This is a genomic window from Rhodococcus sp. UFZ-B548 (assembly GCF_903819475.1).
Classification (GTDB): Bacteria; Actinomycetota; Actinomycetes; order Mycobacteriales; family Mycobacteriaceae; genus Rhodococcus_F; species Rhodococcus_F erythropolis.
On record NZ_CAIJDS010000026.1, the window covers coordinates 51146 to 63609 of the forward strand.

Annotated in this window: 9 protein-coding genes; 6 read left to right on the top strand and 3 right to left on the bottom strand. The window is 64.1% G+C overall.

Annotation, left to right across the window (positions count from 1 at the left end):
• Positions 1 to 74 precede the first annotated feature (74 nt).
• From H7C86_RS21435 to H7C86_RS21450, 4 genes are all read left to right on the top strand, one after another.
• Positions 75 to 710 carry a helix-turn-helix domain-containing protein gene (locus H7C86_RS21435; protein WP_092765464.1) on the top strand — a complete coding sequence of 212 codons (636 nt, stop codon included), beginning with the start codon at positions 75 to 77 and terminating at the stop codon, positions 708 to 710.
• A gap of 133 nt (positions 711 to 843) precedes the next feature.
• The gene (locus H7C86_RS21440; RefSeq protein ID WP_092765463.1) at positions 844 to 1689 is read left to right on the top strand and encodes a carbon-nitrogen hydrolase family protein; all 846 of its coding nucleotides are present in this window, start codon (positions 844 to 846) and stop codon (positions 1687 to 1689) included.
• The gene (locus H7C86_RS21445) at positions 1686 to 3374 is read left to right on the top strand and encodes an NAD(P)/FAD-dependent oxidoreductase (protein WP_020906039.1); all 1689 of its coding nucleotides are present in this window, start codon (positions 1686 to 1688) and stop codon (positions 3372 to 3374) included. The genes H7C86_RS21440 and H7C86_RS21445 overlap by 4 nt, the downstream gene beginning before the upstream one ends.
• Before the next feature lie 127 nt (positions 3375 to 3501).
• Positions 3502 to 6708: an NAD-glutamate dehydrogenase domain-containing protein gene (locus H7C86_RS21450; RefSeq protein ID WP_182262199.1), complete on the top strand. Its 3207-nt coding sequence runs from the start codon at positions 3502 to 3504 to the stop codon at positions 6706 to 6708.
• Here H7C86_RS21450 and H7C86_RS21455 read toward each other — a convergent pair.
• Complete coding sequence (locus tag H7C86_RS21455) at positions 6685 to 8202, bottom strand: PucR family transcriptional regulator (RefSeq protein WP_019746725.1); 1518 nt, start codon at positions 8200 to 8202, stop codon at positions 6685 to 6687. The genes H7C86_RS21450 and H7C86_RS21455 overlap by 24 nt on opposite strands.
• Positions 8203 to 8330: 128 nt before the next feature.
• Between H7C86_RS21455 and gabT the strand changes: the two genes are divergently transcribed.
• Both gabT and H7C86_RS21465 read left to right on the top strand, forming a co-directional pair.
• Entirely contained in the window at positions 8331 to 9695 is a 1365-nt protein-coding gene (gabT, locus tag H7C86_RS21460) for a 4-aminobutyrate--2-oxoglutarate transaminase (RefSeq protein WP_007727077.1), read from the top strand.
• Between the two features lies 1 nt (position 9696).
• Positions 9697 to 11142 (top strand): NAD-dependent succinate-semialdehyde dehydrogenase, encoded by a 1446-nt coding sequence (locus tag H7C86_RS21465; RefSeq protein ID WP_020968315.1) that lies wholly within the window; start codon positions 9697 to 9699, stop codon positions 11140 to 11142.
• A gap of 52 nt (positions 11143 to 11194) precedes the next feature.
• Here the strand turns inward: H7C86_RS21465 and dszD are convergent, their stop codons facing one another.
• Positions 11195 to 11773, bottom strand: coding sequence for an NADH:FMN oxidoreductase DszD (gene dszD, locus H7C86_RS21470; protein ID WP_003941189.1), 579 nt, complete (start codon positions 11771 to 11773; stop codon positions 11195 to 11197).
• Between the two features lie 208 nt (positions 11774 to 11981).
• Entirely contained in the window at positions 11982 to 12455 is a 474-nt protein-coding gene (locus H7C86_RS21475) for a YbaK/EbsC family protein (RefSeq protein WP_182262200.1), read from the bottom strand.
• Positions 12456 to 12464 lie beyond the last annotated feature (9 nt).

Genomic DNA, 12464 nt, shown 5'->3' on the forward strand with positions numbered 1-12464 from the left:
GGTTTCTTCAAGAGGCTCGGTTGTCAACCCCTGTTTCCTGAAAGGGACACGGCGGTCGTGAAGGAGTGGGTTCAGTGGCCAAGGCGAAGGAAGCGGTCGAGCCGGTCGGACCGCGCATCGGGGCGAGGCTCAAGGCGGCACGTCAGTCGAAGCGGTTGACCCTCGACGACCTGGCCGAGGCCTGTGGTGTGACCAAGGGGTATCTCTCGAAACTCGAGCGCGATCACGTCAACGCGTCGGTGGCGACCCTGATCAAGGTGTGCGCGGTGCTCGAGATCCCCGTCGGATCCCTGTTCGAGAATGCGTCCGCCGGTGAAGTAGTCCGCGCCGACGCCATGCCGCAAATCAGCTTCGGCGGCGAAAAGATGACGGAGTACCTGCTCACGCCTACCAACGAGCGTCGAATTCAGGTGCTGCTCGGCGAGCTGGAACCAGGCGGCGGAAGTGGTCAGGAGTTCTACAGTCTGCCGATCGACGTGAACTTCGTGCACGTGCTGGAGGGCGGCTTGCGGGTCTCGTTCGAGGGCGGTCGGACGGATCCGAACGGTGAGGCCGTCGATGCCGAGGACGTCGTGCTTGCGGCGGGCGATTCCTTCACATTCACGCCGACGCACAACCATAGTTTTCAGGCCGAAGGCTCGGCTCTGGCGAAGGTTCTGTGGGTCTTGAATCCGGCATTGCCGGAAGGGCCACGCGCGTCGCCTTCGTGAGACCCGAATCTGTGAATGTTGATTCTTAGGAAACAAGAGTTGACATGATTGGCGGCACCCGTCACGCTGGTAGTTGTCCCCGTCACACACACCGTCGAAAATTGGCGTCACGGAACTCCTGAAGGAGCGCACCATGCATGTCGATTCAGTTCGAGTTGGCCTGTTCCAAGGTCCGCTCACCACCCCGGACACCTTTGCGTCGGTGGAGTTCAACCTCGCTGCAATCGACACCGCTGCCCGCGAGGCTGCGGCATCCGGTGCGAAGATCGTGCTGACGCCGGAGATGTCCGCAACCGGCTACGACATCGGCGAACTGGTGTCGCTGCGCGCGGAACCGGCCGACGGCCCGATCTTCGATTCCGTCGCCGAGATTGCTCGAAGTGCAGGCATCGCCGTCGTCTACGGCTACCCCGAACTCGACGGGGGAGACATCTACAACAGCGTGCAGGTGGTGGACCGCGACGGCACTTCGCTTGCGCACTACCGCAAGACACACCTGTTCGGCACGCTCGACCGCGAACATTTCCGGCCAGGTGAGACCCTGGTGGTCGGGTTCGATTTCGAGGGCATCCGCTGCGGATTGTTGATCTGCTACGACGTGGAATTTCCCGAAGCGGTTCGGGCCCATGCCGACGCCGGTACCGAATGGCTCATCGTGCCGACGGGGTTGATGACTCCGTACGAACACATTGCGCAGCAAGTGGTTCCGGCCCGCGCATACGAGAGTCAGATGTTTGTCACCTACGTCAACCGCTGCGGCGCCGAAACCGAGCTGACCTACTGCGGTCTCTCGTGCGCCATCGCACCCGACGGTGCCGAGTTGGCGCGGGCCGGGGGCGGCCAGGAATTACTCTTCGCGGATATCGCCGCCGCCACCGTCTCGCAATCGCGCACCCTCAACACGCATCTCGACGATCGACGCCTCGATCTGTATCCAGACCTTTCTGTCACGACTGTCTCCAAGGAGAACCGTAGATGACCATCCCAGTAGCTCCGGACAGTTCCTCGGAACCCGGCAAGCAGCCGCCCCTCACGATGTTCGGACCGGATTTTCCGTTCCCGTACGACGACTACGTTTCCAGTCCGGCGGGACTCGGCTCGGTGCCCGATCTGGCACTGGGTACAGAAGTTGCCGTGATCGGTGGTGGACTCTCCGGCATGATCGCGGCCTACGAGTTGCTCAAGGTCGGTCTCAAACCGATTGTCTACGAAGCTGATCAGATCGGTGGCCGGATGCGGTCGGTCGAGTTCGACGGGCACCCCGGGGTTGTCGCCGAGATGGGCGCAATGCGTTTCCCACCGTCGTCGACGACGTTGTTCCACTACCTGAACGAACTGGGTCTGCAGACCGAGGAGTTCCCGAATCCCCTTGCCGAGGTCACGCCGAGCACGGTCATCGATCTCAAGGGTGAGAGCCACTACGCGCACACTCTCGAGGATCTGCCTCCGATCTACACCGAGGTGGCGCAGGCCTGGCAGCGCACTCTCGAAGAGCATGCCGATCTGATTCCGTTGCAGCAGGCCATTCGTGACCGCGACACCGCAGAGATCAAGCGGATCTGGAACGACCTCGTGGTGCGCTACGACGACCAGACGTTCTACGGATTCCTCGCCGCGTCGAAGCACTTCAAGTCCTTCCATATGCGGGAAGTGTTCGGGCAGGTCGGATTCGGTACGGGTGGTTGGGATACCGACTACCCCAACTCGATCCTCGAAATCCTTCGTGTGGTCATCACGGCCGCCGACGACGACCACCGCGGCATCGTCGGTGGATCGCAGCAGCTGCCGATGCGGTTGTGGAACCGCGCCCCGGAGCACATGGCGCATTGGCCTGCCGGTACGACGGTCGCTTCGCTCAACGACGGCGAGACGCGTCCCCGCGTCACCGAACTCCGGCGTACCGAGCCCGGCAACATCACGGTCACGGACTCCGAAGGTTTCATTCGCACGTATGCGAGTGCCGTTGTGACAGTGCAGAGTTGGATGCTGCTGAACAACATCAGGTGTGACGACGATCTGTTCCCGATCGACCACTGGACTGCGATCGAGCGAACTCACTACATGGGTTCGACCAAGGTGTTCGTTCTCGTCGACCGCCCGTTCTGGAAGGACAAGGACCCCGTGACCGGCCGTGACTCGGTGTCGATGACACTGACCGACCGTATGAGTCGCGGCACCTACCTGCTCGATCAAGGCGAGGGCAAGCCAGGCCTGATCTGCTTGTCGTACACCTGGTCGGACGATTCGCTGAAGCTGCTGGCGCTCGACGCCACCGAGCGCATGAACATCATGCTGCGCTCTCTCGAAGAGATCTACCCAGGCGTGGACTTCCGCAGCCACATCATCTCGAGCCCGGTGACGCTGTCGTGGGAAACCGAGCGCGACTTCATGGGTGCGTTCAAGGCGAACCTTCCGGGGCACTACCGGTACCAGGAGCGCCTGTTCTCTCACTTCGTGCAGAATGATCTCGAACCGCGTCATCGGGGAATCTTCCTCGCCGGAGACGACGTGTCGTGGACTGCCGGCTGGGCCGAGGGCGCGATCCAGACCGCGATCAACGCGGTATGGGGCGTCGTCAACCATCTCGGCGGCGCTGCGCCTACCGAGAATCCCGGACCCGGCGACGTGTTCGAGGAGCTCGCTCCGATCAGGTTGGGCGACTGAGCTCACCGCAACTGCCGAAATGTCGTGCCCGATGGGGGTTGGTACTCCTATCGGGCACGACCTCTTTCCGGTGATCCACGCAACACTGGAAAGTGTTCGGATCCAATAATTTCCAGGAGGGTGTTCAATGGCGAGCACATCATCGGCGACCAAGACCGCAGCTGCAGAATCGAGACCCGCGGGCGGTGATCGATCCGGTGACCCGGCGCTCGAACTGGTCGCCGAATTGGCAGCAGCGGGCCAGCGACTCGTCTTCCGTCAGGGCGACGACTTGACCAGCGATGCCCTGAACAGTGACGATCTGACCTGTGTGGTGCTGTGGCCGTCCGGAGAGCCCTCCCTCTCCGATCTGTGTGAGAACTTCGAGTCCCTCGGACTCCGAGTTTCGACGCACCGCCCGCTTCCGACCGTTCTGGGTTCGGCACACTACTTCACCTTCGAGCCGAGCACTTTCGGCGGCAGTGCGCTGGAGAAGATGGCGGACGCCTTCGAAGCCGTCATCGCCGGACAGACCCGTATGGACGCATTCTCCAGTCTGATCGGACGAGCAGACATCACGTGGCGCGACGCAGAGTTGCTGCGCGCTGCGTGCCGTTTCCTCGCTCAGGCTCGTATCGGGTTGTCCGAGAGCTACATCGTCGGAGTGTTGGCAGCGAAGCCGCTCTTCGTACGGCAGGCAATCGAACTCTTCACCGCGCGTTTCGATCCCGCAGTAGCAGGTTCGCGTGAGACGGCCGTGGCCACCGCGGCGGCGGCCATCGACGAATCAGTCGACGGTGCAGACACTCTCGACGAGGATCGCGTCTTGCGCGGTGTGCGTTCATTCTTGCAGGCGACTCTGCGCACCAACTGGTACCTGCGCGGTGAGGCCGGCGAACCGCTGCCGTACGCGTCGTTCAAGATCGACTCGCAGTTGCTCTCCACCCCGCAGAAGACAGTTCCTTTCCGCGAGATCTACGTCAGCGCACCCAATGTCGAAGGCGTGCATCTGCGTAGCTCCTCCGTCGCCCGTGGCGGCCTGCGTTGGTCGGATCGATACGAGGACTTCCGCACCGAGGCTCTGAGTCTGATGAAGACCCAGAGCGTGAAGAATTCGCCGATCGTTCCCTCGGGAGCCAAGGGTGCGTTCGTGGTTCGGGGCACGTCGTCACCGACCCCGGCGCAGGTGCAGGAGTCGTACAGCACCTTCATCCGCGGCTTGCTGGACGTGGTGGACAACATCGTCGACGGCGCAGCGGTGCACCCGGCAGAAGTAATCGAGTACGACGGTGAAGACTCCTACCTCGTCGTGGCGGCGGACAAGGGGACCGCACGGTTCTCCGACGTCGCGAACGGCATCGCCGTCGAACGTGGTTTCTGGCTCGGCGACGCTTTTGCTTCCGGCGGTTCGGCCGGCTACGACCACAAGGCGATGGGCATCACCGCTCGCGGCGCCTGGGTAGCGGTTCGACGCCACTTCGCCGAGCGTGACCTCGACGTCGACACCGATCCGTTCACCGTCGCGGGCATCGGTGACATGTCCGGCGATGTGTTCGGTAACGGAATGTTGCTCTCGCACAAGATCCGTCTGGTCGCGGCATTCGATCACCGCCACATCTTCATCGACCCGAACCCCGACACCGAGACGACGTTTGCCGAACGCGCTCGCCTCTTCACCGTGCCGCGCTCGTCCTGGGACGACTTCGACCGCACCGTGATGTCGCCTGGCGGTGGCGTCTGGCCACGTAGCGCGAAGTCGATCCGCCTCCCGCTCGAGGCGCGTCAGGTCCTCGGTATCACCGAGGAGAAGCTGACTCCGCAGGAACTGATCCGAGCGATCCTGTGCGCTCCGGTGGACCTGTTGTGGAATGGCGGCGTCGGTACCTACGTGAAGGCGTCGACCGAAAGCAACGTCGACGCGGCCGATCCGTCCAACGACGCAGTTCGCGTCAGCGCTGACGAGTTGCGTGCAACCGTGGTGGGTGAGGGCGGCAACCTGGGTTTCACCCAGCGTGCCCGCATCGAATATGCCGCTGGCGGAGGACGAATCAACGCCGACTTCATCGACAACGCGGCCGGCGTGGCTACCTCGGACCGTGAGGTCAACATCAAGATCGCACTCGCAGAGTTGGACGCGACCTCGCGCAATGAACTACTTGCGGCGGCCCAGGACGAGGTAGCCGCATCGGTACTCGAGGCCAGTGAAGATCAGACCCTCGCGATCAGCCTGGCCGAGCACCGCGCTCCCGCCCTACTCGATCAGCACGAACGGTTGATCGAGAACCTGGTCTCGGCGGGTGCGATGAAGCGCCTCGAAGAATCATTGCCGGACGCCAAGGCGCTGGCGGTCAGGGCGCGAGCCGGGCAGGGCCTACTCCGTCCGGAACTTGCTGTGCTGGTGGCGCAGTCGAAGAACGTGCTGACGGCGGAATTGGGGGCGTCGACCGTCCCGGACAATCAGATCTTCGCCGATCGTCTCCCGCAGTACTTCCCGCTCTCCGTCGTCGAGGCAGCACCGGACGCGGTCCGCGCACATCGGTTGGGCCGCGACATCATCATCACCTCGGTGGTCGACGAACTGGTCAACCGCGTCGGACCCGGCGTGCTGTTCCGGCTCGAGGAACACCTCGGAGTCCACAGTCCGGAAGCGGCTCTGGCCTACGCAGTGGTCAGCGAAGTGCTCGGCACCGAGGAACTTCGGCGCGAGATCTTGAACTCGGAGCTGCGCGCCACCGAGCAGTTGCAGGCTCTCGATCGCTTGCAGCAGTTGTTGGAATCCGAGATGAGCTGGGTGTTGCGTCGTCCGGGAGCAGCCGGCCGGTTCACCGTGAACCCGCGCGCCGACATCGATCGGTGGGCAGCCCCGGTGCGGGAACTCACCGACGGTTTGTCGGCCAGCGAGCGCATCGAGGCGTCTTTCGGAGCGCTCGCCCTGGCAGACATTGCACTGCAGGAGAATACGACGGTTCAGGCTGCGGCTGCGATCTACCGGGAACTCTCCGACACCCTCGATCTGGGCGACGTTCTCGGGGGCGTCGACGTTGCCGTCGGTGCCTCGCATTGGGAGGTCATGGGCAGCGCTGCCGTCCACGCCAGGTTGACGGCGCGTTTCGCGGACCTCGTGTCCGGAGCGCTCGGAGAAGGTATTCCGGAGGTCGTCGAGTTGTGGACCGCCGCCAATCCGCAAGCGGTGCGCCGGTTCACGGCTTTGATGTCGAGCGTGAGCCGCAGTGGAGCGCTGGACACCGCCCGTCTCTGCACGGTCGACGCCGAACTCGAACTACTCGTTCGCGGTGCGTCCGGTTTCGCTTCGGTGCACGCCGCGGAGCGTTCAGCGACCCTCCCAGGCGAGTAGCGATAGCAGCAGTTCGGCTCTGACCCTGGCCTGTCCGAGGTCGCATTGCAGCAGTTCCTCGATGCGTGCGATGCGACCTCGGAGGGTGTGCCGATGAACACCGAGTTCGGCTGCGGCCGATTCCCATTGGCCGTTTGCCTCGAGATAGGCGCGCAAAGACGCGACCAGCGCGGTCCCGTGTGCCTGGTCGTGTTCCGTCAGCACCGGGATGGTGTCCGCAGCCATTGCGATCAGTGCCTCACGGGCAGGCTCGGATGCCAGAATCGTCGAACCACTCAGAGCGTCGAACTCGAGAATGCGGGCAGTGGCCGTCGTGAGATTGGCCGCGGCGCGGGCCTGGACGAGTGCGCGCGGTGCGTCCAGAAGACGGTGAGGGGTGCTGATTCCGGCCCGCACCGTCTTCGCCTCGGTGGGGGAGAGCTGCGCCAGTAGTGTTTTGGCAGTGTCGATTGTGTCGGTTCCGCGAAGGAGGACGGTCAGCGAACCGTCCTCGGATTGCGCGAACAACGGCCGGCCTGCTCGCGCGAGAGCGTTGTCGAGTTCGCGAAGAACAGGGCCGAGTCCGGATCCGCGAACGTGGACGACACGGACATTGCCGTGCGTATCGCTCGCTTCGTCCAAGTACGACGGCACACCGTCCTCGGGGATTCGGCCGTCGAGTAAGAGCCCGAAAGCCATGGCGTTGAGTCGAGTTCGCTCGGCCCGTAGTCGAACCGGTTTCTCGAGTTCGAGAGTGAGCAGCGAGACCGCATGCCCGAGCAACACTCTGTCGATATTGCTCAGGGGCCCGGCGCCCGCCATTGCGAGGTAGCCGTGCCAGCTGTCGGTGACGCCGACGGGGGACAGTGTCAGCGTCCGTTCGGGTGTGCTCTGCGAGATCGACGCCGGAGCGTTGGGATCGCGGGTGGTCGCCGCGACCGCGCGAACCTCGGTGATCAACGACTTCTGGTTTGCCGGATGCACCGCGGTGATCCGATCTCCGACAAACGCCACCGAAGTTTTTGTGGCCGTGGCCAGTTCACGCACGATGGCAGACACGCCTCCGCGCAGCGCAACGCGGGTGATGCGTGTCTGTACTTCTGCCGCGCGGAGTACCGATTCGTATTCCTGCTGGCTCAGACGGGTCATCACCGCGCGCGTGACCGCCGCGAACGGGGTCGTGAACGGCACTTCCAGCAGGGGGAGCCCGCGACTGCGGGCGGCGGCAATCAGGTCTGCGGGCACACTCTCGTGGGAAAGGCCGGTCCCGAAACCCAGAGCCGATACTTCTGCGGCGGCCAGACGGTCGATGTACTCGCTGTAGTCGGTGGCGTCCGCGCCCACCAGTGCCAGCCCGGTGGTGAGCACCAATTCGCCGCCGGAAAGCCACGGGGTGGGGTCCGTCAGCTCTGTGGCCTGCGCAAACGTGACGGGGTGGGTGGCGGCTGCTCGGTCGGTGAGCAGAGCCAGCGAGAGGTGTTTCTGGCGCAAGAGCCACGAGATCGGAACCGTCACCTGATCAAGGCTAGCTGTCGTTGCCGATATGGAGTAGCCCTGGAGCTTCGGGTATCCATTTCGGCAGTGCTTGCGATGCTTCGCGCGTCGCATACTCGAATGCAATACACAACCGAGAGGGTGGTCACATGAGTGCAATCGAATACCGGCTTCCGCAGGAGCGTCGCATCGTCACGGAGTTCCCGGGCCCGCGCTCGGCTGCGCTCGCCGAACGCCGTAAGAAGGTCGTCGGCGCCGGCGTCGCATCCACCCTCCCGGTCTACGTCGCCGACGCAGACGGCGGAGTCATCGTCGACGTCGACGGCAACTCGCTGATCGACCTCGGTGCCGGTATCGCGGTGACCAGCGTCGGTGCTTCCAACCCGGCCGTCGTGTCCGCAGTTCAGGATCAGGTCGCGCACTTCACCCACACCTGTTTCATGGTCGCTCCGTACGAGGGCTACGTCGAGGTCGCCGAGCGTCTCGCCGAGCTCACCCCCGGTGACCACGAGAAGCGTTCCGTGCTGTTCAACTCCGGCGCAGAAGCCGTCGAGAACGCCGTCAAGATCGCCCGTCACGCAACCGGTCGCGACGCAGTCGTCGTCTTCGACCACGCGTACCACGGCCGCACCAACCTCACGATGGCACTGACATCGAAGTCCATGCCGTACAAGAGCGGCTTCGGTCCGTTCGCCCCCGAGGTCTACCGCGTCCCGATGTCCTACCCGTACCGCGAGGGCCTCAACGTCGACGGCTCCAAGATCACGGGTGAGCAGGCCGCACAGCGCGCCATCACGATGATCGAGAAGCAGGTCGGTGCTGCCAACACGGCCGCCATCCTCATCGAGCCCATTCAGGGCGAGGGCGGATTCATCGTTCCCGCAGAAGGATTCCTCCCGACGCTCGTCGCGTGGGCCAAGGAGAACGGCGTCGTCTTCATCGCAGACGAGGTTCAGGCAGGCTTCGCTCGTACCGGTGCCTGGTTCGCCAGCGATCACGAGGGCATCGTCCCCGACTTGGTCACTCTCGCCAAGGGCATCGCAGGCGGCATGCCGCTCGCCGCTGTCACGGGCCGCGCCGAGCTCATCGACGCCGTCCACCCCGGCGGCCTCGGTGGCACCTACGGCGGTAACCCCGTCGCCTGCGCCGCTGCATTGGCGTCCATCGACCAGATGCGCGAGCTCGACCTCTGTGGCCGCGCACGCACCATCGAGTCGACCGTCGTCGGCCGAATGAACGCACTGGCAAAGGAACTCGACGTCATCGGTGACGTTCGCGGTCGCGGCGCCATGCTCGCAATCGAGCTGGTCAAGCCCGGTGGGCAGGAGCCGGACGCCGACATCACCAAGAAGATCGCCGCCGAATGCCTCGCTGCCGGCGTCGTGATCCTCACCTGCGGTACCTACGGCAACGTCATCCGTCTGCTCCCGCCGCTGGTCATCTCCGAAGAGCTGCTCGACGACGCGTTGACCGTCCTCGAGACCGCTATTCGCACTGCAGCACAGGGGAACTGACATGTCCAACGTCTCGGATCTTCTCGACTCGGTACCCAAGGGTCTCTGGCTCGGCGGCAAGCTCGTCCCGGCCGAGAAGACCTTTGCGGTCTACAACCCGGCAACGGGTGAGGAACTCGCCCAGGTAGCCGACGCCACCGCTGCCGACGGTATCCGTGCGCTCGACCTCGCCGCTGCGGCGCAGGAAGACTGGGCGGCCACGCCGGCACGTGTACGCGGCGAGATCCTGCGCACCGCCTTCGAATTGCTGCACGCCCGCGCCGAGGACTTCGCGCTGATGATGACCCTGGAAATGGGTAAGTCGTTGGCAGAGAGCCGCGGTGAGGTCAACTACGGCGGCGAATTCCTGCGCTGGTTCAGCGAGGAAGCAGTACGCATCGGCGGACGTTTCACGCAGGCTCCGGCCGGCAACGGTCGCATCCTGGTCACCAAGGAAGCCGTCGGACCGGTCCTTGCGATCACCCCGTGGAACTTCCCGCTCGCCATGGGCACACGCAAGATCGGACCGGCGCTGGCTGCCGGTTGCACCATCATCGTCAAGCCCGCCGAGGACACGCCGCTGACCATGCAGCTCCTCGGTCAGGTGTTCGCCGACGCCGGTCTGCCCGACGGTGTGCTCTCGATCCTCCCGACGTCCGACGCGGCCTCCATCAGTGGACCGCTGATGGAAGATGCGCGTCTGCGCAAGGTCACCTTCACCGGCTCCACGGGCGTCGGAAAGCTGTTGGTGCGAAATGCCGCTGACAAGCTGCTCCGCACGTCGATGGAACTCGGTGGCAATGCGCCGTTCATCGTCTTCGACGACGCCGACATCGACGCAGCTGTCGACGGCGCAATGCTCGCGAAGATGCGTAACGGCGGCGAAGCCTGCACCGCGGCCAACCGCATCTACGTCGCCAACTCGGTGCGCGAGGAGTTCACCGACAAGTTCACCGCCAAGGTTGCGGCCTTGAAGGTGGGCGCCGGTGACGCCGAGGGCACCAACATCGGCCCGCTGATCAACACCAAGCAGCTCGCAACCGTCACCGGACTCGTCGACGACGCCGTGTCCAAGGGCGCTCGCGTTCGCACCGGTGGATCGGCGCCCGAAGGAGCCGGCTTCTTCTTCACCCCAACCGTTCTGGATCAGGTGCCCGCCGATGCGCGCCTGCTGAAGGAAGAGATCTTCGGACCCGTTGCGGCAGTGGTCGGTTTCGACACCGAAGACGAAGCGATCGCGGCTGCGAACAACACCGAGTACGGCCTCGTGGCGTACTTCTACACCCGCGACATCGACCGGGCGATGCGCGTCTCGGCCAAGCTGGACACCGGCATGGTCGGCGTCAATCGCGGCGCGATCTCCGATGCTGCGGCGCCGTTCGGTGGCGTGAAGGAATCGGGCTTCGGCCGTGAAGGCGGAACCGAGGGTATCGACGAGTATCTCGATACCAAGTACGTAGCGCTGTAACTTGCTGTGCGCCTTTATTAACCGCGGGCGGTTAATAAAGGCGCACAGTTGTCTATTGACCTAACGGAGTGGGGCGGTAGTACTTGCCCTCGTGGTAGAGCAGCGGTGCGGCAGCGGATTCGTCGTCCTCTTCGGCGTGAACCCGCGTGACGAGTCCGATGACCAGCGTGTGGTCGCCGACAGGGATCAACTGGTCGACCTTGACGCGCATCCAGCTGGGGGTGCCGTGCAGAACCGGCTCCCCGGTGTCGAGCACTGCCCACAGTGACTCGTCTGCAAAACGCTGATCGGCGCTACGCGCAAAGCGCTGGGCGAGATGTTGCTGATGTTCGCCGAGAAGGTGGATCACCAAGGACTCGGCTGCCTTGAGCGCATTGATGCTCGACGACGTCTCCGCGATGTTGAACGAGACGAGCGGCGGCTCGAGGGAGACGGACGAGAACGAGGTGGCGGTGAAACCCACCGGGCCGGTACCCGAATCGAGGGTCACGACGGTGACACCTGCGGGGTGGCGGCGAAGCGCTGCACGGTAGTCACCGGCGCAGATGCCGGTGGACAACTCGGGCGTCGCTGCTACTTCGGGGACGTCGGGGGTGGTGTGGCTGGAAACGGCATTCGGCTTGTCAGACAACGGGAACTCTCCGGCTGGAACTCGAGGTGTGCGGTGTGGTCGAGGTGACTGCGCTCGGCATACACAGACATGCGTCGGTGCGGCACAGATCTACGTGTCGTCGACGCCAGTGGTTACCGGCCGGGGTCCTGGTTGCAGTGCACATGGTGCGTCCAACTATAGGTGGACGCACGTCTGAGTGGGTTCGGACCGGGTTGGCTGAAGTGCGTCAGTCCATGTTGACGGCGAGGCCGGCCGTGATTCGAAGGAGTTCGGAGTACGTCGTGCGAAAGACCGTGTTCGGGTGCCCGGCAGCAGCCCACAATTCGGGGTACTGCTCGAGGGCGGTATCGATGTAGGTGGGCAGGTTGGTGGGATGCCCGAGCGGAGCGACCCCACCGATCGGCTGGCCCGTTGCCGACTTCGCCATTTCCAGCGGCGCCCGCGTGAGCTTGCCTTCGAGGCGTTCGCCGGTGGTTTTCAGATTGACCTGATGTGCGCCGGAGACCAGCAGTAGGACCGGGTCGTCGTCGAGAAGGAACACGAGCGACTTGGTGATCGCGCCTACCTCCACCCCGACGGCCGCCGCTGCCTCGGCCGCGGTGTGCGTGGCTTCGGGCTGTGTGACGATGACGCCGTGGTGACCCCGTGAGATCAGTGTTTCGGCGACGTGCGAGGCGTTGGGGTGGAGGAGGCTCGTCATGAGTTCAGA